At 63.4% G+C, this 24,852-nt stretch carries 21 protein-coding genes; 12 read left to right on the top strand and 9 right to left on the bottom strand.

Annotation, left to right across the window (positions count from 1 at the left end; genetic code table 11):
- The first annotated feature begins 63 nt into the window (after nt 1-63).
- Genes F2S13_RS13870 through F2S13_RS13845 form a run of 6 tightly spaced genes read left to right on the top strand, consistent with a single transcriptional unit; the run spans nt 64 to nt 6,130 of the window.
- Entirely contained in the window at nt 64-2,985 is a 2,922-nt protein-coding gene (locus F2S13_RS13870; RefSeq protein WP_166361675.1) for a monovalent cation/H+ antiporter subunit A, read from the top strand.
- Complete coding sequence (locus tag F2S13_RS13865) at nt 2,985-3,329, top strand: Na+/H+ antiporter subunit C (RefSeq protein WP_166361673.1); 345 nt, start codon at nt 2,985-2,987, stop codon at nt 3,327-3,329. The genes F2S13_RS13870 and F2S13_RS13865 overlap by 1 nt, the downstream gene beginning before the upstream one ends.
- The gene (locus F2S13_RS13860) at nt 3,326-5,011 is read left to right on the top strand and encodes a monovalent cation/H+ antiporter subunit D (RefSeq protein ID WP_166361671.1); all 1,686 of its coding nucleotides are present in this window, start codon (nt 3,326-3,328) and stop codon (nt 5,009-5,011) included. Before F2S13_RS13865 ends, F2S13_RS13860 begins: the two co-directional genes overlap by 4 nt.
- Complete coding sequence (locus F2S13_RS13855) at nt 5,008-5,496, top strand: Na+/H+ antiporter subunit E (protein ID WP_166361669.1); 489 nt, start codon at nt 5,008-5,010, stop codon at nt 5,494-5,496. The genes F2S13_RS13860 and F2S13_RS13855 overlap by 4 nt, the downstream gene beginning before the upstream one ends.
- Entirely contained in the window at nt 5,493-5,771 is a 279-nt protein-coding gene (locus F2S13_RS13850) for a K+/H+ antiporter subunit F (protein ID WP_166361667.1), read from the top strand. The genes F2S13_RS13855 and F2S13_RS13850 overlap by 4 nt, the downstream gene beginning before the upstream one ends.
- Nucleotides 5,768-6,130 carry a Na+/H+ antiporter subunit G gene (locus tag F2S13_RS13845; protein ID WP_166361665.1) on the top strand — a complete coding sequence of 121 codons (363 nt, stop codon included), beginning with the start codon at nt 5,768-5,770 and terminating at the stop codon, nt 6,128-6,130. The genes F2S13_RS13850 and F2S13_RS13845 overlap by 4 nt, the downstream gene beginning before the upstream one ends.
- A 4-nt stretch (nt 6,131-6,134) precedes the next feature.
- Here F2S13_RS13845 and F2S13_RS13840 read toward each other — a convergent pair whose 3' ends face one another.
- Nucleotides 6,135-7,157 (bottom strand): ABC transporter substrate-binding protein, encoded by a 1,023-nt coding sequence (locus tag F2S13_RS13840; protein ID WP_166361663.1) that lies wholly within the window; start codon nt 7,155-7,157, stop codon nt 6,135-6,137.
- An 85-nt stretch (nt 7,158-7,242) separates the two neighbouring features.
- Entirely contained in the window at nt 7,243-7,710 is a 468-nt protein-coding gene (locus tag F2S13_RS13835) for a hypothetical protein (RefSeq protein WP_166361661.1), read from the bottom strand.
- 407 nt (nt 7,711-8,117) lie between these two features.
- Here F2S13_RS13835 and F2S13_RS13830 point away from each other — a divergent pair, with 407 nt between their 5' ends.
- Both F2S13_RS13830 and F2S13_RS13825 read left to right on the top strand, forming a co-directional pair.
- On the top strand, nt 8,118-8,366 hold the full coding sequence (locus F2S13_RS13830) for a hypothetical protein (RefSeq protein WP_166361545.1): 249 nt from the start codon (nt 8,118-8,120) through the stop codon (nt 8,364-8,366).
- 44 nt (nt 8,367-8,410) lie between these two features.
- Nucleotides 8,411-8,641, top strand: a complete 231-nt coding sequence (locus tag F2S13_RS13825; RefSeq protein WP_166361659.1) for a DUF2789 domain-containing protein — start codon at nt 8,411-8,413, stop codon at nt 8,639-8,641.
- A gap of 60 nt (nt 8,642-8,701) precedes the next feature.
- Here the strand turns inward: F2S13_RS13825 and F2S13_RS13820 are convergent, their stop codons facing one another.
- The 7 genes from F2S13_RS13820 to F2S13_RS13790 form a co-directional block, all read right to left on the bottom strand.
- Nucleotides 8,702-9,106, bottom strand: coding sequence for a TraR/DksA family transcriptional regulator (locus F2S13_RS13820; RefSeq protein WP_166361657.1), 405 nt, complete (start codon nt 9,104-9,106; stop codon nt 8,702-8,704).
- 280 nt (nt 9,107-9,386) lie between these two features.
- Nucleotides 9,387-10,160, bottom strand: coding sequence for an enoyl-CoA hydratase (locus F2S13_RS13815; protein WP_166361655.1), 774 nt, complete (start codon nt 10,158-10,160; stop codon nt 9,387-9,389).
- Nucleotides 10,161-10,175: 15 nt separating this feature from the next.
- Nucleotides 10,176-11,303 carry an acyl-CoA dehydrogenase gene (locus tag F2S13_RS13810; protein ID WP_166361653.1) on the bottom strand — a complete coding sequence of 376 codons (1,128 nt, stop codon included), beginning with the start codon at nt 11,301-11,303 and terminating at the stop codon, nt 10,176-10,178.
- 8 nt (nt 11,304-11,311) lie between these two features.
- Complete coding sequence (locus F2S13_RS13805; RefSeq protein WP_166361651.1) at nt 11,312-12,505, bottom strand: acetyl-CoA C-acyltransferase; 1,194 nt, start codon at nt 12,503-12,505, stop codon at nt 11,312-11,314.
- An 18-nt stretch (nt 12,506-12,523) separates the two neighbouring features.
- Nucleotides 12,524-13,291 carry an SDR family NAD(P)-dependent oxidoreductase gene (locus F2S13_RS13800; protein WP_166361649.1) on the bottom strand — a complete coding sequence of 256 codons (768 nt, stop codon included), beginning with the start codon at nt 13,289-13,291 and terminating at the stop codon, nt 12,524-12,526.
- Between the two features lie 15 nt (nt 13,292-13,306).
- Entirely contained in the window at nt 13,307-14,965 is a 1,659-nt protein-coding gene (locus F2S13_RS13795; RefSeq protein ID WP_166361647.1) for an acyl-CoA synthetase, read from the bottom strand.
- Nucleotides 14,966-15,055: 90 nt separating this feature from the next.
- Entirely contained in the window at nt 15,056-16,090 is a 1,035-nt protein-coding gene (locus F2S13_RS13790) for an AraC family transcriptional regulator (protein WP_166361645.1), read from the bottom strand.
- Nucleotides 16,091-16,633: 543 nt separating this feature from the next.
- On the opposite strand from F2S13_RS13790, the gene glgA reads away from it, so the two are divergent.
- The 4 genes from glgA to F2S13_RS13770 are packed head-to-tail and all read left to right on the top strand — an operon-like array spanning nt 16,634 to nt 24,851.
- Entirely contained in the window at nt 16,634-18,199 is a 1,566-nt protein-coding gene (gene glgA, locus F2S13_RS13785) for a glycogen synthase GlgA (protein WP_166361643.1), read from the top strand.
- A 13-nt stretch (nt 18,200-18,212) separates the two neighbouring features.
- Complete coding sequence (gene treZ, locus F2S13_RS13780; protein ID WP_166361641.1) at nt 18,213-19,994, top strand: malto-oligosyltrehalose trehalohydrolase; 1,782 nt, start codon at nt 18,213-18,215, stop codon at nt 19,992-19,994.
- Nucleotides 19,987-22,068, top strand: a complete 2,082-nt coding sequence (gene malQ / locus F2S13_RS13775; RefSeq protein ID WP_166361639.1) for a 4-alpha-glucanotransferase — start codon at nt 19,987-19,989, stop codon at nt 22,066-22,068. The genes treZ and malQ overlap by 8 nt, the downstream gene beginning before the upstream one ends.
- On the top strand, nt 22,065-24,851 hold the full coding sequence (locus F2S13_RS13770) for a malto-oligosyltrehalose synthase (protein ID WP_166361637.1): 2,787 nt from the start codon (nt 22,065-22,067) through the stop codon (nt 24,849-24,851). The genes malQ and F2S13_RS13770 overlap by 4 nt, the downstream gene beginning before the upstream one ends.
- The last annotated feature ends 1 nt before the right edge of the window (nt 24,852 follow it).

The following is a 24,852-nucleotide window of genomic DNA, read 5'->3' as shown; positions in this document are numbered from 1 at the left end:
TGCCTTGGTGATCGAAGGACCGACACGTATGATCTGTTACAAACTCCTGCAGATTAGAAGCCTATGTCATTGATAGTTCTACTGCTTCTGCCCTTCGTCGGCAGTTGTCTGGCAGCCGTGCTGCCGCACAACGCACGGAACAGTGAATCCCTCCTGGCCGGCCTGATCGCACTGATCGGCACGGTGTCGGTCGCCATGCTGTACCCGCAGATCGCCAACGGCGGGGTCATCCGCGAAGAATTCTCCTGGCTGCCGAGCCTGGGCCTGAACCTGGTCCTGCGCATGGACGGCTTTGCCTGGCTGTTCTCCCTGCTGGTGCTGGGCATCGGTACGCTGGTATCGCTGTATGCGCGCTACTACATGTCGCCGAATGACCCGGTGCCGCGCTTCTTCGCCTTTTTCCTGGCGTTCATGGGGGCCATGCTGGGCCTGGTGATTTCCGGCAACCTGATTCAGATGGTGTTCTTCTGGGAGCTCACCAGTCTGTTCTCGTTCCTGCTGATCGGTTACTGGCACCACCGTGCCGACGCCCGGCGCGGCGCCTACATGGCCTTGATGGTCACTGGCGCCGGCGGTTTATGCCTGCTGGCCGGGGTACTGCTGCTCGGCCATGTGGTCGGCAGCTACGACCTGGACAAGGTGCTCGCGGCCGGCGACCTGATCCGTGCCCACGCCCTGTACCCGATTCTGCTGCCCCTGATTCTGATCGGCGCGTTGACCAAGAGCGCACAGTTCCCCTTCCACTTCTGGCTGCCCCACGCCATGGCGGCGCCGACGCCGGTGTCGGCCTACCTGCACTCGGCCACCATGGTCAAAGCCGGGGTATTTCTGCTGGCGCGCCTGTGGCCTTCGCTTGCGGGCAGCGAAGAATGGTTCTGGATCGTCGGCGGTGCCGGGGCCTGCACCTTGATGCTCGGCGCCTACACCGCCATGTTCCAGAACGACCTCAAGGGCCTGCTGGCGTACTCGACCATCAGCCACCTGGGCCTGATCACCCTGCTGCTGGGCCTGAACAGCCCGCTGGCGGCCGTGGCCGCGGTGTTCCACATCCTCAACCACGCCACCTTCAAGGCCTCGCTGTTCATGGCCGCCGGGATCATCGACCACGAAAGCGGCACCCGCGACATTCGCCGCCTCAGCGGGCTGTTCCGCTTGATCCCCTTCACCGCCACCCTGGCCATGGTCGCCAGCGCATCGATGGCCGGCGTCCCCCTGCTCAACGGTTTCCTGTCCAAGGAGATGTTCTTCGCCGAAACCGTGTTCATTTCCTCGACCGCCTGGGTCGAGGCCGGGCTGCCGGTGATCGCCACCATTGCCGGGACCTTCAGCGTGGCTTACGCCCTGCGCTTTACCGTCGATGTGTTCTTCGGCCCGACGGCCACCGACCTGCCGCATACTCCCCATGAACCACCGCGCTGGATGCGCGCACCGGTGGAACTGCTGGTACTGACCTGCCTGGTGGTGGGGATTTTCCCGGCGCAGGCGGTCGGCCCCCTGCTCGCAGCCGCCGCCCTGCCGGTGGTCGGCGGCACGTTGCCTGAGTACAGCCTGGCCATCTGGCACGGCTGGAATGCACCGATCATCATGAGTCTGATCGCCACGTCCGGCGGCATCCTGGTCTATCTGCTGTTGCGCAAGCAGCTCAAGGGCGGACGCTTCCCGCACCCGCCCTTCGTCTATCGCCTCAACGGCAAACGCCTGTTCGAGCAAAGCCAGATTCTGATGCTGCGCCTGGCCCGCCGCCTCGAACACAGGATCAGCACCCGTCGCCTGCAGGTGCAACTGTTCATGCTGGTATTGGTGGCCCTGCTCGCCGGCCTGATCCCGATGATCCACCACGGCCTGAGCTGGGGCGACCGACCGAAAATCGCCGGTTCTGGCGTGTTCGTCATCCTCTGGCTGATCGCCATTGCCTGCGCCCTCGGCGCGGCCTGGCAGGCCAAGTACCACCGACTGGCGGCCCTGACCATGGTCAGCGTGTGCGGCTTGATGACCTGCATCACCTTCGTCTGGTTCTCGGCCCCCGACCTCGCCCTCACGCAACTGGTGGTCGAAGTGGTCACCACCGTGCTGATCCTGCTGGGCCTGCGCTGGTTGCCACGGCGGATCGAAGACGTCTCGCCACTGCCAGGCAGCATCGGCCGGGCGCGGGTTCGCCGGGTCCGTGACCTGCTGCTGTCGGTACTGGTCGGCGGCGGCATGGCGGCGCTGTCCTATGCCATGCTGACGCGCCCGACACCCAACGACATCTCCTCGTTCTACCTCAGCCGCGCCCTGCCCGAAGGCGGCGGCAGCAACGCGGTCAACGTGATGCTGGTGGACTTCCGTGGCTTCGATACCCTGGGCGAGATCACCGTGCTGGTGGCCGTGGCCCTGGCGGTGTTCGCCCTGCTGCGACGCTTCCGCCCGCCCAGGGAAAGCATCCAGCTGCCGGCCCAGCAACGCCTGCTCGCGCCGGACGTGGTCACCGACCTGGTCAACCCGCGCAGCGCCAGCGATACCGCACTGGGCTTCATGATGGTCCCGGCGGTGCTGGTACGCCTGCTGCTGCCGGTGGCGCTGGTGATCTCGATGTACCTGTTCATGCGCGGCCACAACCAGCCCGGTGGCGGTTTCGTCGCCGGCCTGGTGATGTCGGTGGCGTTCATCCTGCAGTACATGGTCGCCGGCACTCAGTGGGTCGAAGCGCAGATGAGCCTGCGGCCGCTGCGCTGGATGGGCACCGGGCTGTTCTGTGCCACCCTGACCGGCGTGGGTGCACTGGCTTTCGGCTATCCCTTCCTGACCACCCACACCGCACACCTGCACCTGCCGCTGCTGGGCGACTTCCATATCGCCAGCGCCCTGTTCTTTGACATCGGTGTATTCACCGTGGTGGTCGGCTCGACCCTGCTGATCCTCACCGCCCTGGCACACCAGTCGGTGCGCAGTCATCGGCCGGGCAGCCTGCCCAAACCCATTGCATCTTCAGGAGGCGTCGCCTGATGGAAGAAGTCATCGCAATCGCCATCGGCGTCCTGGCGGCCTCGGGGGTCTGGCTGATCCTGCGGCCACGGACCTTTCAGGTAATCATGGGCCTGTGCCTGCTTTCATATGGCGTCAACCTGTTCATTTTCAGCATGGGCAGCCTGTTCATCGGCAAGGAACCGATCATCAAGGACGGCGTGCCGCAAGACCTGCTGCACTACACCGACCCGCTGCCCCAGGCGCTGGTGCTCACGGCGATTGTCATCAGTTTCGCCATGACCGCCCTGTTCCTGGTGGTGTTGCTGGCTTCGCGCGGCCTGACCGGAACGGACCACGTCGATGGCCGGGAGCCTAAAGAATGAGCTGGATGCAGCATCTGATCATCGCCCCCATCCTGCTGCCGCTGCTGACGGCATCGCTGATGTTGCTGTTGGGTGAAAGGCACCGCCCGCTCAAGGCGCGCATCAACCTGATCTCCAGTCTGCTCGGGCTGGGCATCTCGGTCCTGTTGCTGCTCTGGGTCCAGGCGCAAGGCCAGGCCAGCTCCATTGGCGTGTACTTGCCGGGCAACTGGCCGGCACCGTTCGGCATCGTGCTGGTGGTCGACCGCCTGGCAGCACTGATGCTGGTGCTGACCGGGATCATCGGCGTCAGTGCCCTGCTGTTCGCCATGGCCCGCTGGGACCGGGCCGGGGCCAGCTTCCACGCCTTGTTCCAGATCCAGTTGATGGGCTTGTATGGCGCATTCCTGACGGCGGACCTGTTCAACCTGTTCGTGTTCTTCGAAGTGTTGCTGGCCGCCTCCTATGGCCTGATCCTGCACGGTTCTGGTCGCGCCCGGGTCTCGGCGGGGTTGCATTACATCGCGATCAACCTGCTGGCCTCCTCGCTGTTCCTGATCGGTGCGGCGATGATCTACGGCGTGACCGGCACCTTGAACATGGCCGACCTGGCCGTGAAGATCCCACTGGTGGCGGAAGCCGATCGTGGCCTGCTGCATGCCGGCGCGGCGATTCTGGCCACGGCGTTCCTGGCCAAGGCCGGCATGTGGCCGCTGAACTTCTGGCTGGTGCCGGCCTACAGCTCGGCCAGCGCCCCCGTGGCGGCCATGTTCGCGATCATGACCAAGGTAGGCATCTATACCGTTCTGCGCTTGTGGACCCTGCTGTTTTCCGACCAGGCCGGCGCCTCGGCGCTCTTTGGGGGTGACTGGCTGATTTACGGGGGCCTTCTGACCATCGCCTGCGCCGCCCTGTCGATCCTCAAGGCCCAGCGTCTGGAGCGCATGGCCAGCCTGAGCATCCTGGTGTCGGCCGGCATCCTGCTGGCCGCCATCGGTTTCGGCCAGGCCGCGCTGACGGCCGGTGCACTGTTCTATCTGGTCAGCTCGACCCTGGCCCTGTGTGCCCTGTTCCTCCTCGCCGAACTGATCGAGCGCTCGCGCTCGGCCAACGAACTGGCGCTGGACGATGACGTCGACTCGCTGCCACCGCCCCTCGAATCCCTGCACCCACCCAAGGGCATCAATCTGGACGACGATCTGAAGGCCGTGGTCGGCCAGGTGATTCCCTGGACCATGGCCTTCCTGGGCCTGAGTTTTATCGCCTGCACGTTATTGATCGTTGGCATGCCGCCCTTGTCGGGCTTTATCGGCAAGTTGAGCCTGATCAGCGCGCTGTTCAATCCGCAGGGGCTTGGCGTTGCGCCCGCGCAGCCATTGCCCCTGGCGGGCTGGATCCTGCTGGTGCTGCTGATCCTGTCCGGGCTGGCTTCGCTGATCGCCATGGTCCGCGTCGGCATCCAGCGCTTCTGGACGCCGCAGGAGCGACCGTCGCCGCTGCTGCACAACTATGAATGCGTCCCCATCATCGCCCTGATCGGTCTCTGCGTACTGCTGACCCTGCGCGCCGAACCGCTGCTGCGCTACACCGCCGACACCGCTGCCAGCCTCGGCGATCCGCAGCAGTACGTGATGTCCGTGCTCGGTACCCGGCCGGTGCCCAATCCGCCAGCGCTGCATGCCGGTGCGCAGGTGCAGCCATGAAGCGACTGTTTCCGGCACCCTGGTTGTCGTTGGTCTTGTGGGGGTTGTGGCTGTTGCTGAACCTGTCGTTGAGCGCGGGCAACCTGTTGCTCGGGGCGGCGCTCGCGGTACTTGCGCCCCTGCTGATGGCGCCCTTGCGCCCCTTGCCGGTGCGTTTGCATCGCCCCGGGGTGATCATTGGCCTGGTGCTGCGGGTCGGCGCCGATGTCGTGGTGTCCAACCTGCAAGTGGGCTGGGCCGTCTGGAACGCCGGGCGGCGACCACCGAATTCGGCTTTCGTGAAAGTCCCCCTGGACCTGCGCGACGCCAACGGGCTGGCCGCACTGTCGATGATCTGCACGGTGATTCCCGGCACGGTCTGGTCGGAGCTGGCCCTGGATCGCAGCATCCTGCTGGTGCATGTGTTCGATCTGGCCGATGAAGCGCAGTTCATCGAGCACTTCAAGACGACCTATGAACGCCCGTTGATGGAGATCTTCGAATGACTGGCCTGCTCGCCAATACCCTTCTGCTCAGTCTGTTCATCTTCGCAGTGGCCATGCTCCTGACCCTGCTGCGCCTGTTCAAGGGCCCCTCCGCCCAGGACCGGGTACTGGCACTGGACTACCTGTACATCCTGGCCATGTTGATGATGCTGGTGCTGGGCATCCGCTATGCCAGTGACACCTACTTCGAAGCCGCGCTGCTGATCGCGCTGTTCGGCTTCGTCGGCTCCTTCGCCCTGGCGAAGTTCCTGTTGCGTGGCGAGGTGATCGAATGAGCGAGTTCATTGAACTGCCACGCTGGGCCGAATGGCTCACGGCAGCCCTGGTGCTGTGCAGCAGCCTGTTCGCCCTCAGCGGCGCATTGGGCCTGCTGCGCATGAAGGATTTCTTCCAGCGCATGCACCCGCCCGCCCTGGCCTCGACACTCGGTGCCTGGTGCGTGGCGTTGGCCTCGATCGTGTATTTTTCCGCACTCAAGGAAGGACCGGTGCTGCATGCCTGGCTGATCCCGATCCTGCTTGCGATCACCATGCCGGTCACCACCCTGCTGCTGGCCCGTGCAGCCCTGTTCCGCAAGCGCATGGCCGGTGATCCGGTACCCGCTGAAGTGAGCAGCCGCCGTAACGACGGCTAGACACTCATTTCAGGCTCGCGCTGACCTTGGCGGCAATGTCCTGGGTCAACCAGGGCTGCCAGATGTCCGGATGTGCCTTGAGGAAGTCCTCGCTGGCCTGGCGCGGGTCCTGATGCTTCTCGCTCATTTGTGCCAGGGCCTTGTTCAGCGGCTCGATCGGGATTTCTACCTTGGAGAAGAATGCCGTGATCTGCGGATACTGCTGCTTGAAAGGCGCAGAGACGCCGATCGACAGCTTCGACGGCAGCGAACGGGTCGGTTGCGGATCGGGGTTGGCGGGGTCGGTCAGGGTTGCCCAGGCCTTGGCATCGAACGGCGGCTCCTCGAGCTGGATCAGCTTGTGCTTGCCCAGCAAAGGGGTCGGTGACCAGTAGTAGAACAACACCGGCTTGCCGCGCTGGATCGACGAGCTGATCTCGGCATCGAGGGCTGCGCCCGAGCCGCTGCGAAAGTTCACGTAGCTGTCGTTGAGGCCATACGCCTTGAGCTTCTGCCCGTTGACGATTTCCGAGGTCCAGCCGATCGGACTGTTGAGAAAGCGGCCCTTGCTGGGCGCCTCCGGATCCTTGAAGACATCCTTGTAGCGCGACAGGTCGCTGACACTGCGCAGCTCCGGCGCCAGGGCCTTGATGCCACGGGCCGGATCGCCCTTTATCACGTACTCCGGCACCCACCAGCCCTCGGTCGCGCCCTTGACCGTGTCACCCAGGCTGAACACCTTGCCTTCGGCTTCTGCCTTGACCCAGACCGGGCTGCGGCCGGCCCACTCTTCGCCGATGACCTGAATGTCGTTCCTGGACAGCGCCGTTTCCAGGGTAATGGTCGTGCCCGGCAACATGTCGGTGGGGAGCCCGTAACCCTTCTCGACGATGTGGCGCAGGATGCCGGTAATCAGGCTGCCGCTTTCCCAGTTCAGGTCGGCGAAATGAATGGGCGTCTCGGCGGCCTGCAATGGCGCGGACACAGCGGCCAATGCCAGGCTCAGAGCCGTCATGGCACTGATCAGCAATGTACGTATCGCTCGCATACTCGTTTTCCTCGAATGGCGTCGGGCAGCAGTTCAAATGACTGTAGCCGAGGTTCATTTATTCGAGGGGTAACTGCAGTAACGCTTATTCGCTGGCCTTGAAGGTCAACTCACCCTTGCGCCATTTGGCGGCCTTGGCGGTAACGGCTTTCAAAGTCTTGGTCAGCCCTTCCTGCAATTGTTGGTTGGCGGCGAAGACCAGTACCACGGTATGACCTTCCCTGAACAGGATGCCATGCCCATCGGCCGTGGTGACAAAGGCATAGTCACCCAGGCCGTAGACCGTCAACTTGATCTCGCGGAACTTGATTTCCATCTTGCCGCCTTCGCGGCTGGGCAGTACCGCTGCGCGAAAATGATCACCGACTTTCAACTCAAGACGCGGCTTGTCGTCGACTACCAGTGCGGCCTCGGTATCGATTTCCGCCATGTAAATGCCTTCGGCACTTTGTTCCGTGACATATACAAAACGCGATTGAAACTGTTTGACCAATTTGGCCCTAAGATCGCCCAGCACGAACAAGGCGTGCATATCGAGATTACTGACTGCCAATGAAAAATCCTCAATACATAAGAAAACCCGCCCGCGCAGAACCGGGCAGCAAAATAGTGATGACCCCACACGATGACAACCGCTGTAAAAAACGGCAGTACGAAACAAACCTCCACGAACCCGACAGCCTGACCGGATAGAACACGGGCAGGACCTGCTGGTGGCGGGTACCCCAAGCCGGCGTCAGAAGAGACTAGTGGACATGAACACGTCAGGTCTCGACCGATAGACATCCAGGCTTGAGGGAAAACACGCTTTCCGTTGTCGGCGAACGCCAGACAAAGGATTTTCGGCAGAAGTCCTCATTCAAGGTCGCTTTTTCTGACAGCAAAACTGGATGAAAAATGCGATAGCTGAATGACTGGTCCCGGACAGGCCTATACCGACAAATACGCAAGGAAACGAATATGCACGAAAATACAGAAACCCGTCGAGCCCTTATCGCCAATGGCACTTCGCCACAGACTGCGTTCGACAATTCATTTTACCTGCACCTGACCCATCGCGGCCAGACACCCTCGCCCCGTTTCAAAGTCGTACCAGCAGGTGTAGGCTTTTTTCATATCACTGACCACGCCACCGGTCGGGTCATGGGCTTTCGACGCAGCCATGACGACGCTTGCGCCCTGGCGCGCAGGCTTGAATACAGCAATTGATTCGACGTTCAATCACCGGCAGCCTGGCCTGCCAAGGAGCTGACATGAATCTGCAACCCCCGACACTGAGCATGCTTTTCGCTCAACTGGGCCTGGCTTCGGACGAGGCCGGTATCGAGGCGTTCATCGACTCGCATCACCTGCCCCCGGACATCAAGGTTTCCGAAGCCCCCTTCTGGACAGATGTACAAAAAAATTTCCTGCGGGGCTCAATGAACGCGGACGGAGACTGGGCCAGAGCCGTCGATGAACTGAACGAGTGCCTGCACGCGTAACCCACCCAAACGCAAAAAGGCCCGCAGGTAAACCTGGGGCCTTGGGTGGCACGGCGCAGGTCAGGCCTGGCGCTGGTGCTTGTCGATCTGCTCGTGGCGCTCTTGCGCTTCGATGCAGTACTTGGTGGTCGGGCTGATCAGCAGGCGTTTGAGGCCGATCGGCTCGCCGCTGTCGTCGCACCAGCCGAAGCTGTCGTCGGCAATGCGGCCCAGGGCCTGCTCCAGTTGCGGCAGCAGACGCTGATCGCGATCGATCACGTTGACCAGCCAGTGGCGCTCTTCTTCAACCGATGCGGCGTCGGCAGGATCGGCAGGCGTGTCCAGGCTTTCGATGGCTACACGGTTCTGCTCGATACGCTCATGGGTCTCGACCTTCAAGGCTTGCAACAGCTCAGTGAAGAAAGCCAGTTGCTCGGCATTCATGTAGTCATCGGCCGGCATCGCCAGCAACTTTTCCTTTGTCATTGATTTCTCTATAAAAAATACGTGCATCTAAGGCGAATCGGGTGCATCTGGCGACCGGGTCGCCAGGCGCGGAATTCTTCAAGCACCATCCGGCACTCAATTTACAGGGGGCGGCAGTCTAAGGCCGACTTTGGCTCGCAGCAACTGAAATGACAGGGATTTTGTCGGGAAGCTGGCTGGGCGGGGAGTACAGCGGCTGGCTTGAGGGCCTCATCGCTGGCAAGCCAGCTCCCACAGGGGCTCTGTGGGAGCTGGCTTGCCAGCGATGCAGGCGACGCGGTCAGCAATCCTTGAACTGCGGCTCCCGCTTGGCCACGAACGCCGCCATGCCTTCCTTCTGGTCATGGGTGGCAAAGGCCGCATGGAATACCCGACGCTCGAAGCGCACGCCCTCGGACAGGCTGACTTCGAAAGCCCGGTTGACGCTTTCCTTGACCATCATCGCCACCGGTATCGATTTGCTGGCGATCTTCGCCGCCACGGCCATGGCTTCCTCGACGAGCTTGTCCTGGGGCACGATACGCGCGACCAGACCTGCGCGTTCGGCTTCCTCGGCATCCATCAGGCGGCCGGTCAGGCACAGCTCCATGGCCTTGGCCTTGCCCACCGCGCGGGTCAGGCGCTGGGTGCCGCCCATGCCCGGCAGCACGCCGAGGTTGATTTCAGGCTGGCCGAAACGGGCGTTGTCCGCTGCCAGGATGAAGTCGCACATCATCGCCAGCTCACAGCCGCCACCCAGGGCGAAACCGGACACCGCGGCGATGATCGGCTTGCGCCGGCTGGCGACCCGGTCGCTGTCGCTGAACAGTTCGTCCACATAGGTCTGCGGGTAGGTCAGTTCGGCCATTTCCTTGATGTCGGCACCGGCGGCAAAGGCCTTGGCCGAACCGGTCAGGACGATGCAGCCGATGTTGCGGTCGGCTTCCAGGCTGTCGAGCGCCACGTTCAGTTCACGCACCAACTGCGAGTTCAGGGCATTGAGCGCCTGGGGGCGGTTGAGGGTGATCAGGCCAACGCGATCACGGACTTCCAACAAAATGGTTTCAAACGTCATCGAAACAGTCTCCCTTCAAAGATTGCGCGCAATGACCATGCGCTGAATATCGCTGGTGCCTTCGTAGATCTGGCAGACGCGCACGTCGCGGTAAATCCGCTCCAGCGGGAAATCGCTGAGGTAGCCATAGCCACCCAGGGTCTGCAAGGCCGAAGAACAGACCTTCTCGGCCATTTCCGAGGCGAACAGCTTGGCCATCGACGCTTCCACCAGCGCAGGCTTGCCGCTGTCGCGCAAGGCAGCGGCATAATGCACCATCTGCCGCGCCACGGCGATGGAGGTCGCCATGTCGGCCAGGCGAAACGCCACGGCCTGATGCTCGATGATCGCCTTGCCGAAGCTTTCCCGCTCGCGGGCATAGTCACGCGCCACTTCGAAGGCTGCGCGGGCCATGCCGACCGACTGGGCGGCAATGCCGATGCGTCCGCCTTCGAGGTTGGCCAGGGCGATCCTGTAGCCTTCGCCCTCCTCGCCCAGGCGGTTGGCCACCGGCAGGCGCACATCTTCGAAGAGAATCTGGCAGGTATCGCTGGCATGCTGGCCGAGCTTGTCCTCGACGCGCGCGACTTTATAGCCAGGCGAATCGGTGGGCACGATAAAGGCGCTGATGCCACGCTTGCCCGCCGCGGGGTCAGTGACCGCGAACACAATCACCACCCCGGCGTTCTGCCCCGAGGTAATGAACTGTTTGCAGCCATTGAGGATGTAGTGATCGCCGTCGCGGCGGGCACGGGTCTTCAAACCGCTGGCGTCGGAGCCGGCCTGAGGCTCGGTCAGGGCAAAGGCGCCGAGCATGGCGCCACTGGCCAGCGGTGGCAGGAACTGCTGCTTTTGCTGGTCGTTGCCGAATTTCAGGATCGGCACGCAACCGACCGAGTTGTGCACGCTCATGATGGTCGAGCAGGCGCCATCGCCGGCGGCGATCTCTTCCAGGGCCATGGCGTAGGCCAGGTAGCCGGTGTCGCAACCGCCCAGTTGCTCCGGCACCAGCATGCCGAAGAAGCCCAGTTCCGCCATTTCGCCGATCGCTTCACGGGGGAACAGGTGTTCGCGGTCCCATTGCTCGGCGAAGGGGCGCAGGCGTTCCTGGGCGAACTGGCGGGCCGCTTCGCTGATTTGCAGTTGCTCTTCATTGGGTAGCATGGTTCACCTCAGTACAGGCACTCGATGGCCATGGCCGTGGCTTCGCCGCCGCCGATGCAAATGGCCGCCACGCCGCGTTTCAAGCCTTTCTGGCGCAGGGCCGAGAGCAGCGTAACCAGAATCCGCGCACCCGATGCACCGATCGGATGGCCCAGGGCGCAAGCACCACCATGGACGTTGACCTTGTCATGGGGCAGTTCCAGCTTGCTCATGGTCACCAGGGTGACCACTGCGAAGGCTTCGTTGATTTCAAACAGATCGACCTCGTCCAGGCGCCAGCCGGTACGCTTGATCAGCTTCTCGATGGCACCGACCGGGGCCACCGGGAACAACCCCGGGGCATCGGCAAAGGCTGAATGACCATGGATGACGGCCAAGGGTTTCAAGCCGCGCTTGTCAGCCTCGGAGCGGCGCATCAGCACCAACGCAGCGGCTCCATCGGAAATGGAGCTGGAGTTGGCCGCGGTGACCGTCCCACCTTCGCGAAACGCCGGCTTTAGCTTGCCGATCTTGTCCAGGCTGGCCTTGGGCGGTTGCTCGTCGTCACTGACCAGGCGCTGCTCCTTGCCGACCGTGACTTGCAGCGGGACGATCTCGGCGGCAAAGCTGCCGTCCTTGATCGCTTGCTGAGCGCGGGTCAGCGAGGCGATGGCGAAGTCGTCCTGGGCCTGGCGGGTAAAGCCGTTGGTTTCGGCGCAGTCTTCGGCGAAGGTGCCCATCAGACGGCCCTTGTCATAGGCGTCCTCCAGGCCGTCGAGGAACATATGGTCGATCACCTTGCCGTGGCCCATGCGGTAGCCACTGCGGGCACGGTCGAGCAGGTAAGGCGCGTTGGACATGCTTTCCATGCCCCCGGCCACGACCACGTCGGCGCTGCCGGCCAACAGCAGGTCGTGGGCCATGATGGCCGCCTGCATGCCCGAGCCGCACATCTTGTTCAAGGTGGTGCAGGTAGTGGCCTTGCTCAAGCCCGCGCCGAGCGCGGCCTGACGTGCCGGCGCCTGGCCCAGGCCGGCCGGCAGCACGCAACCGAACAGCACTTGCTCGACGCTGCCGGCGTCGACACCGGCGCGTTCGACCGCGGCGCGGATAGCGGCAGAACCCAACTGCGGGGCGCTGAGGCTCTTGAGGTCACCCTGAAAGCCGCCCATGGGCGTACGCACGGCGCTGACGATAACAACTGGATCATTGATGAGGGTCATGACGAATTCTCCTGTCGATTACTTGGCGGCCATGCGCAAGGCGCCGTCGAGACGGATCACCTCGCCGTTGAGCATGCTGTTTTCAATGATATGCCGCGCCAGCGCGGCATACTCCCGAGGCTTGCCCAGCCGTGGCGGAAACGGCACGCCAGCGGCCAGGGAGTTGCGCACTTCGTCGGTCATGCCGGCCATCATCGGCGTTTCGAAAATGCCCGGGGCGATGGTCATCACACGGATGCCGAAGCGTGCCAGTTCGCGCGCCGCCGGCAAGGTCAGGCTGGCGATGGCGCCCTTGGAGGCGGCATAGGCAGCTTGGCCGATCTGGCCGTCATAGGCGGCGATAGAGGCTGTATTGATGATAACCCCGCGCTCGCCCTCTTCGCTGGCTTCCCCTTCGGCGATCGCCGCGGCGGCCAGCCGCAGCAAGTTGAAGCTGCCGATAAGGTTGACGTTGATCACCCGGCTGAAGCTTTCCAGCCCATGGGGGCCGTTCTTGCCGAGAATCTTTTCGGCGCCCACGATGCCGGCGCAGTTGACCAGGCCATTGAGCCCACCGAATGCGCTGACCGTCGCCTCAACCGCCGCCTGGGCCGCCGCTTCCTGACTGATGTCGGCGACCACATGGCGTGCGTTGGCACCCAGGGCCGCGGCCTTGGCGGCCACGGCGTCGGCGTTGAGGTCGACCAGCATCACCCGGGCACCGGCTTCGACCAGCATTTCTGCGGTCGCGGCGCCAAGGCCTGATGCGCCGCCGCTGACGAGGAAAATCTTGTTGGCAATTTGCATGGTGGTTTCCTTGGATCAGGCGCTGGCCGCGTGTGCGGCGTCAGCTTGTTGTTTGGCGATTTCCTGGTTGCGCAAGATAAAGCGTTGCAGCTTGCCGCTCGGGGTCTTGGGCAATTCGGTGACGAATTCGATTTCACGGGGATAAGAATGCGCGGCCAGGCGCTGGCGTACATGCAGGCGGAGGGTTTCGGCCAGTTCCGGGCTTGGCGCGACGTCCTTGGCAAGCACCACGAAGGCCTTCACCAGCTCGGTACGCTCCGGATCCGGCTTGCCGATCACGGCCGCCTCGATCACGGCCGGGTGTTCGATCAATGCACTTTCTACATCGAAAGGGCCGACGCGATAGCCGGAAGTGGTGATCACATCATCGCTGCGACCCACGAAACTGATGCTGCCGTCGGCGTTGAGCTCAACGGTGTCGCCGCTCAGGTAATACTTGCCGACGAAGGCCTTGGTCGTACCGCTCTGGTAACCACCGAACCAGCACAGGGGCGATTGCTCCCGGTCTACCGCGAGGATGCCCGGCTGACCGGCCGGCAGCTCCTGATTGTTCTCGTCGAGCACCACGATGCGATGGCCCGGCACGGCAAAGCCGGCTGCGCCCAGGTGTACCGGATGCTGCAGACCGTGGTGATTGCACAGCACCATGCCCAGTTCGGTCTGGCCATAGTGATCGTGAATGGTCACCCCGAGGTTATCGGCGAACCAGCGGATCACCTGCGGGTTGAGCGGTTCGCCGGCACTGCTGACCACCCGCAGGCAACCCTTGATGCCTTCAGCGAAGGTTTGCCCGGCAGCGATCAGCAGGCGATAGGCGGTCGGTGAACCGGCCAGGTTGGTAATGGCGTATTTGTGGATGATGCGGCAGGTGCTTTCCACGCTGAACGGGCCATCGTAGAAGGTCGTCGAATGGCCCAGCGACAAGGGACCGGTGACCGCGTAGTAAAGGCCGTAGGCCCAGCCCGGGTCAGCCAGGTTCCAGAAGTTGTCTTCAGGGCGCAGGTCGACGGCATCGCGCATGTAACCCTGGAACGCCACGATGGCGCGCAGCGGCACTTCCAGGGGCTTTGCCGGGCCGGTGGTACCCGACGTGAACATCAGCAGAAACGGCGCATCGGCGCCCAGCAGGACTGGCTCGCAGTCGGCCGATTGTTGCGCCAGCTGATCCCGGAAACCGAAATCGCCCGCACGCTGCTCACTCGCTTCGGCAACCGTCATGATGCTCGGGCAACCGTTGACTTCATCGAGCTTGCTGCGATTGGCGCTGTCGGTCACCACCAGTCTGGCACCCGAGTTGCTCAGGCGGTGTTCGATGGCCTTGGGCCCGAATGCAGTGAACAGTGGCTGGTAGACCGCGCCCACGCGCCAGGTGCCGAGGATGGCAACGAGCAATTCGGCAGTGCGTGGCAGAAGACCCGCGACCTTGTCACCGGGGCCGATGCCCTGGGCCTTGAGGAAGTTGCCGAAACGAGCGGCCTGCTGTTGCAGCTCGCCGAAGCTGTAGCGGGCACTGCTGCCATCGCGGCCTTCCCAGTACAACGCCGTGCGCCCGCTGGCCACGTGCCGGTCGCAGCATTCGATGCAGGCATTGAGTGCGGACAGGTCGCCGTCGAGGGCCTCGGCAGCGGTTTGCAGGTAGTCGAACTGTGTCGCCGCGGTGGTGTAATCGCGCATCGCCAGAATCCTCGTTTTTTATTTTTATCAAACAACGAATGTTCTGTAGATAGTCGCGCCAGAGCCCTCCCCGGACAATGGTCAAAGCTGTCAATCTGGATGACTGGTTTGGCCAAAACTGTTGAGAATCAGGCTACGGTAATGCCCCGGGTTGGACCCGGACCACTTGCGAAACGCCTTGTAGAACGAGCTGGTGTCGGCAAAGCCCAGGCGCGTGGCGATTTCGGCAAAGCTGACCTCCGCTTCAGCCAGCCAGACGATGGCCAGCTCCTTGCGCACGCTGTCCTTGAGGCCCTGGTAAGTCTGGCCTTCGTCGGCCAGGCGGCGGCGCAGGGTCGAGGCCGAGATGCACAGTCGCGCCGCCTGACCTTCGGTCTCCGGCCAGTGTTCGGCGGGGATCTGCCGCAGGTGCTCCTTGATGCGCCGGGCCAGGCTGTCCGGGTCGCGGTACTTGACCAGGATGTTGCCCGGAGCCTGGGCCAGGAAGCGCTGCAACTCCTTCTCGCTGCGACGGATCGGCTGCTCCAGGCAATCGGCGGCAATGATCATCCGCGTGCGCGGCCGGGCAAAGCGCAGGTTCTCGGAAAACATCACCCGATAGTCGTCGCAGAAGTCCGGTTCGATGCAACGCAGCTCGATGGCCAGGATCGGGATGCGCCGTCCGGCCAGCCAGCAGGCGACGCCGTGCACGATCATCCAATAGGTGAAATAGGTGAAGGGCCGGCGTGCCTCCTGTTCGTGCTCCAGCAAGACGATTTCGGCCAGGCTCTGCTGTTGCACCAGCTCGGCCTGCAGGTGCTCGAAAGTCAGCGAGAGATACGCCAGGACCATCTCCAGCCCCTTGGCCAGGGTTGGCTGGGCCATCGCTGCGCGACACAGGAATGCCAGGCTGCCGGACTTCATGCGGCGGGGGTCCATGCCGAAGAATTCGTCGTCCTGTCTGCGAGCCAGCAACCGCCACAACCGGGCGTAGGAAGACGCTGCCACGCGTGCGTCGAGCTGCTGTAGCAACGCCGGATCGATCCCGGCCTTGAGCAGGACTTCCTCGGTGGCGCCGCCGGGGGCACAACTTTGCAACAAAGCTTCTCGCACCAATTGCATGGAAATCGTGTCTTTTTCAGACATGGGGGAGTCGCGCCTTTTCCTTGTTTGGGGACATCTTAGGGCGATGTGGGGTCAATACCAAGCGAGCGCTTCGCACTCGAGCGCAGCCTTCGGCAGCGGCTACACAGTCGGCGTTGCGGCGTACTTTTGTAGCCGCTGCCGAAGGCTGCGCTCGACCGCGGAGCGGGCGCAAAACGATTGCATCCGAAGCAGATAACAAAGGACGTCCGTACCAAGTCGCAGAGCCTCCGGACACCGTCAGTCGCTCAAAAAAATTAATGTATTCCCCCCGTGCCACTATCTCTCCTACACTCAGATTTCGGCCCCATTACCGCTCGGATAATTCGCCTTTAAAAAGTCGAAACTTCTGAATAACCGGTAGGTCAGCTTTAAGGTAGGCGATCGCTTCTGGAGTACCCAAGCGCTGCCGACCCACCCCAATCCGTCTACTCGCACCGGGCACTTTCTTCGCCCAGTCGCGTTGCGCTTTTGCGCTTGGAACCGGGGACCCAAGGACAATAATTCAGGTGCTTTGCCACACGTATTAATGCACGGGAGAAAACAATGATCAGTGCCGCTGTCGAAACTCACGGAGAGCATTTCAACAAGGTAGGTAGCGAGACCGCGATGCCGGATCTCGCTTCGACGGGCAAGGCACTGCAAGGGCAGCAGCGGGAAAATCCCAACAAACAGAAAGTTCTGTTCGTGACTTCCGAGATCGCCGATCTGGTCAAGACCGGAGGTCTGGGCGACGTTTCCGCAGCCCTGCCCAGAGCCATGCGTCACCTGCATGATGTTCGCGTACTGATTCCTGGCTACCCGCAGGTATTGGCCAGCGACAATCCCATCCACGTCGTCGGCGAACTGGGCGGCCACGCCGCACTGCCGCCATGCAAGATCGGTCGTATGGACATGCCTGATGGACTGGTCATCTACGTCCTGATCTGCCCTGAATTGTACCAGCGCGAAGGCACGCCTTACGGCGCCAACAATGGTCGCGACTGGCCGGACAACCACATCCGCTTCGCCCGCCTGGGCCTGGCCGCTGCCGATATCGCCGCAGGCGAAGGCATGGTCCACTGGAAGCCGGACCTGGTCCATGCCCATGACTGGCCGGCCGGCCTGGCACCGGCGTACATGCACTGGCGCGGCCTGAAGACCCCGACCCTGTTCACCATTCACAACCTCGCCTACCAGGGTGTGGTCAGCCGGGCCTGCTGCCCTGAGCTGGCGATCCCCGAACATGCCTTGCAGCAGGAAGGCATGGAGTTCTACGGCAAGTTGTCGTTCCTCAAGGCCGGCATGGCGTACTCCAGCCATATCACCACGGTCAGCGCCACCTATGCCCAGGAAATCACTACCCCGGCCTTCGGCTGCGGGCTCGACGGTTTCCTCAGCAGCAAGGCCCTGCACGGCCTGCTCAGCGGCATCCCCAATGGCATCGACGAAAGCTGGGACTCGGCCACCGACACGCATCTGGTCCACCCCTTCAGCCTCAACGACTGGGAAGGCAAGGCGGTCAATGCCCAGCATGTCCGCGAGCTGTTCAAGCTGGAACCTTCCGAGGGCCCGCTGTTCGCCGTGGTGTCGCGCCTGGTCTACCAGAAGGGCCTGGACCTGACCGAAGCCGTGGCGCAATTCATCGTCGCCAATGGCGGACAGATTGCAATCATCGGCCGGGGCGAGCCGGAGGAAGAACAGTCCATGCGTGAACTGGCCAAGCGTTTTCCGGGCCAGGTCAGCGTGCGTATCGGCTTCAACGAAACCGACGCCCGGCGCATGTTTGCCGGCAGCGACTTTTTGCTGATGCCGTCGCGCTATGAACCCTGCGGCCTGAGCCAGATGTATGCCCAGCGTTTCGGCTCCTTGCCGGTCGCCCGCAACACCGGCGGGCTGGCCGACACCATCGAGGACGGTGTCACCGGTTTTCTGTTCGACCAGTCCACCGTGCAGAGCTACGAAGAGGCACTGCGCCGGGCCTTCTATGTCTTCGGCAAGCCCGACCTGCTCAATGCCATGCGCTGCCGGGCCATGACCCAGCCGTTCAACTGGTGCCAGGCAGTCGAACCCTACGCCAAGCTCTATGAAGAACTGGTCCAGCGTGCGGTAGGTGCCAACCGCCCCTATTGAGAGGTTGGATGGGATGCCCTTTCGGTCAATGGAAACCTGGCCCCACGGGGCAATCATGGTAGATACGGAGCACACCCGCTTCGCCCTCTGGGCGCCTGACGCGTATTACGTCAGCGTGGAGCTGGAAAACGGCCAGTCACTGCCCATGCTGCCCCAGGCGGATGGCTGGTTCGTGATCCAGACGCGGTGCTCGGCCGGTACCCGCTATCGCTTCAATATCGATGGCGAACTGGACGTGCCCGACCCCGCGTCACGGGCCCAGGCCGGTGACGTGCATGGGCCCAGCGTGGTCGTCGACCCGCAGGCGTATACCTGGTGCAACAGCCATTGGCGCGGCCGGCCCTGGCATGAAGCGATCATCTATGAGCTGCATGTGGGGGCCATGGGCGGCTATGGCGAGGTCGAAAAGCAGTTGTCGCGCCTGGCCGAACTGGGCATCACCGCCATAGAACTGATGCCTGTGGCCGAGTTTCCCGGCGATCGTAACTGGGGCTATGACGGCGTGCTGCCCTACGCCCCGGAAGCCTCTTATGGCACGCCCGAACAACTGAAAAGCCTGATCGACTGCGCCCACGGCCTCGGCCTGATGGTGCTGCTCGATGTGGTCTACAACCACTTCGGTCCGGACGGCAATTATCTGGGGCGCTACGCCAAGGGTTTTTTTCGCGAGGACAAACACACCCCCTGGGGGGCGGCCATCGACTTTCGCAAGCCCCAGGTACGCAATTTCTTCATCGACAATGCCCTGATGTGGCTGCTGGAATACCGCTTCGATGGCCTGCGCCTGGACGCCGTGCATGCCATCGATGACACCAGCTTTTGCCTTGATCTGGCGCGGCGGGTACGGGCACAGATCGATCCGGGACGGCATGTCTGGTTGACCCTGGAAAACGAACACAACCAGGCCCGGCTTCTGGAGGAGGTCTTCGACGGGCAGTGGAACGATGACGGGCACAACGCCCTTCACGTATTGCTGACCGGCGAGCGCGAAGGCTATTACGCCGACTTCGCCGACCGCCCGATCGAAAAATTGGCCCGTTGCCTGGGCCAGGGTTTTGCCTGGCAGGGCGAAGTGACCCGCAAGGGCAGCCCACGCGGGGAGCCCAGCGCCCATCTGCCGCCGGGTGCCTTTATACTTTTTCTGCAGAACCATGATCAGATCGGCAATCGTGCCTTCGGCGAGCGCCTGAGTCAGCTGTGCCCGCCGCAAGCCTTGCGCGCAGCCACCGCCCTGCTGTTGCTCTCGCCGATGGTTCCGCTGTTGTTCATGGGCGATGAGTGGGGGGCCGACGAGCCCTTCCTGTTTTTCACCAGTCACACGGGTGAGCTGTCACAGGCCGTACGCGAGGGCAGACGAAACGAGTTCGCCAGTTTCGCGACCTTTGCCGACGAGCAACAGCGGGCGCGGATACCCGACCCCAATGCGCTGCAGACCTTCCTCGATTCACGCCCGGATTTCACCCGATCGCCCCACGACAATGACTGGCAGCGGCTCTACCGCGCGCTGCTGGCCATTCGTCGGCACACGCTGTTTGCAAGGCTGCCGGGCAGTCGCTCGCTGGGTGCCCAGGTGCTCGCCGAGAAGGCGCTGAGCGCCCGCTGGCAACTGGGCGATGGCAGCGAACTGCGCATTGACCTGAACCTTGGCGAACACGCCGTGTCGACCGCATTGCCAACGGTGGAGCATCGGTTGTTCCACAGTTCACCCGAAATTGCATCCGACACACAGTTGCCGCGCTTTACCACCCTGGTCAGCCTGACCCCATCCTATGTACCGGAGCCGACCCATGAGTGAAGAGCAACTGCATTTACTGGCACAACGGGCGGGCCTGGCCGTGGACTGGATCGATGCCAACGGCCGCCCACAGCGGGTACAGCCTGCGGTATTGCGCCGAATCCTGGCGGGGCTGGGTCACCCGGCCGACGACGCCGGCGCAGTGGAAACCAGCCTGCAAGTACTGCAAGCCGCCCGGGAGGGTCACAAGCTCCCGCCCCTGCTGACCGTCGAGGTTGGCCAGGCATTGAACCTGAGCGTTTATTTCGGCCCGCAGACGCCCTGCCGCGTGAGCCTCGAAGACGGCACCGCGTTCGATCTGCACCTGGACGACCAGGCGGCCCTGCCCGGCGTGCTGCCGGTGGGTTATCAAGTAGTGACTCTGGGCGACCAGCAATTTACCCTGGCCGTCGCCCCGCCCCGCTGCTGGAGCGTGGCCGATGCCGCCGGTGAACCGACACCCCGTATCTGGGGCCTGAGTGCCCAGTTGTACAGTCTTCGCCGCATTGGCGACGGCGGCTTCGGCGATACCCGGGCCCTGGAGGTCCTCGCCCGCAGCGCTGCCGAACGGGGTGCCGATGCCCTGGCCATCAGCCCCATGCATGCGATGTTCAGCCATGATCCGCAGCGCTACAGCCCCTACTCCCCCTCCAGCCGCCTGTTCCTCAACAGCCTGTATGCCGCACCCGGCGTCATCCTCGGCGAGCGTGCGGTGCGCATCGCCATCGAAGATGCCGAACTTGGCAGCGAGTTGCATCGTCTTGAGCAACTGCCCCTGATCGACTGGCCGGGCGCCGCACAGGCCAAGCAATTGCTGCTGCGAACCCTGTATGACGGTTTCTGTGCGGGCGAGCATCCCCTCCACGAGGATTTCATCAGCTTTCGCCAAAGCGGTGGCCAGGCCCTGGAAAATCATTGTCGCTTCGAAGCACTGCAGGCCCACTGCGCCGCCGAGGGCAAAAGTCAGGACTGGCGCCAATGGCCCAGCGACTGGCACGACCCGCACAACCTGGAGATTGCTCAGTTTGCCGCTGAGAACGCCGATGAAGTCGGCTTCCATGCCTTCAGCCAATGGCTGGTGGCCCGCAGCCTCGAGCGGGCCCAGGACGCCGCCCGCAGCAGTGGCATGCGCATCGGCCTGATCGCCGACCTTGCCGTTGGCGCCGACGGCGCCGGCAGCCAGGCCTGGAGCCGGCAGGATGAATTGCTCAGTGAGCTTACCGTCGGCGCGCCGCCGGATATCCTCAACCGCAGCGGGCAAAGCTGGGGGATTTCCGCGTTTTCGCCCGAAGGCCTGCAACGCAAAGGCTTTCGGGCCTTCATCGAAATGCTGCGGGCCAATTTCGCCCATGCCGGGGGCTTGCGCATCGACCATGTCATGGGCCTGCAACGGCTGTGGGTCATCCCTTTGGGTGCGCCGCCCAGCGAAGGTGCCTACCTGCACTACCCGGTCGATGACCTGCTGCGCCTGCTGGCGCTGGAGTCGGTGCGGCACAAGGCGATCGTCCTCGGCGAAGACCTGGGCACCGTCCCCGAAGGCCTGCGCGAGAAGCTCGCGGCCCGGGCTATTCTCGGCATGCGCGTGCTGCTGTTCGAGCAGTATCACGCCGGTCATTTCAAACCGATCCTGGAGTGGCCGGACAATGCCCTGGCCACCAGCACGACCCATGATCTGCCGACCCTCGACGGCTGGTGGCGCGCGCGCGACATCGACTGGAACCACAAGCTCAAGCTTATCGACGCCGACACCGAACAGCATTGGCGCCAGACCCGGCATCACGAACGACTGGGCCTGCGGCACATCCTGGCCCAGGATCATCAGAATTTTCGCGGCGACGCTGAAGAGGCCGAGCAGCTCATCGATGCCAGCGTGCGTTTCCTCGGCCATACCCGTGCGCCACTGGTGCTGCTGCCGCTCGAAGATGCCCTGGGCATCGAAGAGCAGCCGAACCTGCCGGGCACCCTCGACACCCACCCCAACTGGCGTCGGCGCTTCAGCGCGGAAAGCGAGGGCCTGCTCGACGACCTGGATGCGGCACGCCGCCTGGAGTTGCTGGCACAGGCGCGCGAACAGGCTAGCGAGCGAGATCGATGAAGCCCCTGAGCGCGAGCGTACGGCTGCAGTTTCACCAGGGCTTCACCCTGGATGATGCGGCGGGTCTGGTACCTTATTTCGCCGCGCTCGGTATCAGCCATGTCTACGCTTCGCCTTTGCTGCGCGCCCGGCCGGGCTCGATGCACGGCTACGACGTGGTCGACCCGACCTGCATCAACCCCGAGCTCGGTGGCGAAGCGGCGCTGGAACGCCTGGTCGCCGCCTTGCGTCAGCACGGCATGGGCCTGATCCTCGACATCGTCTCCAACCACATGGCCGTGGGCGTGCACAATCCCTGGTGGCAAGACCTGCTCGAATGGGGGCGACGCAGTCCCTACGCCGAGTTTTTCGACATCCAGTGGCACTCGCCGGACCCTCTGCTGGAAGGGCAACTGTTGCTGCCGTTTCTCTCCAGCGACTACGGCAGCGTGCTCCAGGCGGGGGCAATGCCCCTGCGCCTGGACGCCGACCGGGGTGCCTTTTTCATCGAGCACTACCAACACCACTTCCCGATCTGCCCGGTGGACTATGCGCGGATCCTCTGCGCCGGCGGCGATGCACGCCTGAGCGAACTCGGGGCGCGCTTCGCCGCTCTGCAAGACCAGCGCCAGGCACGCAGCAAGGCCGTCGCCTTGCAACAGGAGCTGGCGGACCTTGCGCGCACCCCCGCATACGTCCACGCATTGCAGGTTGTCCTCGACCTGTTCGATTCACGCGACGCCGACGGTTTCGAACGCCTGCACGCATTGCTCGAACAGCAACCCTATCGCCTGGCCAGCTGGCGCACGGCGGCCGACGACATCAACTGGCGTCGTTTTTTCGATATCAATGAACTGGGTGGGCTGCGCGTGGAGCGCACGGCCGTGTTCGAAGCGACTCACGCCAAGGTCTTCGAGCTGATTCGGCGCGGCCTGGTCGACGCTCTGCGGATCGATCATATCGACGGCCTGGCCGACCCTCGCGGTTATTGCCGCAAGCTGCGCCGGCGGGTCACCGCCCTGTTGGCCGAGCGGCCACTGGCAGCGGCCCTCGATCACTTGCCGATCTATGTCGAGAAAATCCTCGGCGCCACTGAGCAGCTGCACCTGGACTGGCAGGTCGACGGCAGCACCGGCTACGAATTCATGAACCAGGTCTCCCTGCTGCAACATGACCCCGAGGGCCAGGCCAATCTCGGCGAACTCTGGAGCAGCCTCACCGGCCGCCCTGCCGACTTCAGCGAAGAGGTCCGCCTGGCCCGGCACCTGGTGCTCAATGGCAGCCTGGCCGGTGACTGCGAATCGGTGGCCCAGGCCTTGCTGCAGGTGGCACGTGACGACCTGCTGACCCGCGACCTGACCCTGGGCGCCATACGCCGGGCCTTGCAGGAATTGGTCGCGCACTACCCGGTCTACCGCACCTATATCCATGCCTGTGGTCGCCCGGTCGAGGACGAAGCGTTCTTTACCCGGGCCGTCGCCGGCGCACGCAGCACCCTGGGCGAGGCCGACTGGCCGGTGCTCGAGCATTTGCAGCGCTGGCTGGGTGGCGAACGCTGGCGTCGCCTGCCACCCGGACGCGAACGCAAGCGCCTGCGCCATGCATGCGTGCGCTTCCAGCAACTGACTTCGCCGACCGCTGCCAAAGCCGTGGAAGACACCGCCTTCTACCGCTCGGCAGTCCTGCTGTCGCGCAATGACGTGGGCTTCGATCCCGAACGCTTCAGCGCACCACCCGAGGACTTCCACGCCGCCTGCCAACAACGCCTGGCGACCTTCCCGGACAACCTGCTCGCGACTGCGACCCACGACCACAAGCGTGGCGAGGACAGCCGCGCACGCCTGGCGGTGCTCAGCGAACGCAGTGCCTGGTACGCAACGCGCATCGACCTCTGGCACGAGCTGGCCGCGCCGCTGCGCACGGCCATGTGCGATGACGTCGCGCCCAGTGCCGGCGATGAGCTGGTGCTCTATCAGACCCTGCTCGGCAGCTGGCCGCTGGACTTGACCGCCCAGGACCGCTCAGGCCTGCAGGCCTATGCCGAACGCCTGCGTGCCTGGCAGCAAAAAGCCCTGCGCGAAGCCAAACTGGCCAGCAGCTGGAGCGCACCCAACGAGGTCTACGAGACAGCCTGTCGCGAATTTCTCGACACGCTGCTGTTCGACCCGCAATGCCAGCAATTGCGCCAGTCCATCGCCGCCGCCGCCCAGGCCATCGCCTGCGCCGGGGTCATCAACAGCCTCGGCCAATGTCTGTTGCGCATGACCGCCCCGGGGGTCCCGGACCTGTATCAAGGATGCGAGTTCTGGGACTTCAGCCTGGTCGACCCGGACAACCGCCGCGCGGTGGATTTCGCCGCCCGGCGCCAGGCCCTGGACGATACGCTGGGTGCCGCGCAGTTGCTCGAACACTGGCGCGACGGCCGCATCAAACAGGCGCTGATCGCCCGTACCCTGGGCCTGCGCGAACAACATGTGGAACTGTTCCGGCGGGGTACTTACCAGGCGCTCGAAGTACATGGCAGGCACGCCGAAAAGGTGCTGGCCTTCCTGCGTGAAAGCGACGACCAACGTGCTATCGTCCTTGTACCCAGGTTGGCCTGCCACTTGCTTGGCAATGCCACTTCACCGTTGATCCCGGCACAGAACTGGGAAGACACCCGTCTAATCCTGCCATCAACCGATTCGCTACACACCTGGAAGGGACTTTTCGGCGAAACCATAGTCACAAAAAAAAGAGAACTATGGCTGGATACCGCGCTGAGAGACTTCCCTGTCAATCTATTCATACAAAATGAGTTGTGAT

It is taken from the genome of Pseudomonas akapageensis, from assembly GCF_011355085.1.
In the GTDB taxonomy this organism is placed as follows: Bacteria; Pseudomonadota; Gammaproteobacteria; order Pseudomonadales; family Pseudomonadaceae; genus Aquipseudomonas; species Aquipseudomonas akapageensis.
The sequence above is the reverse complement of the archived record's forward strand: the minus strand, read 5'-3'. Positions and strand labels throughout refer to the sequence as shown.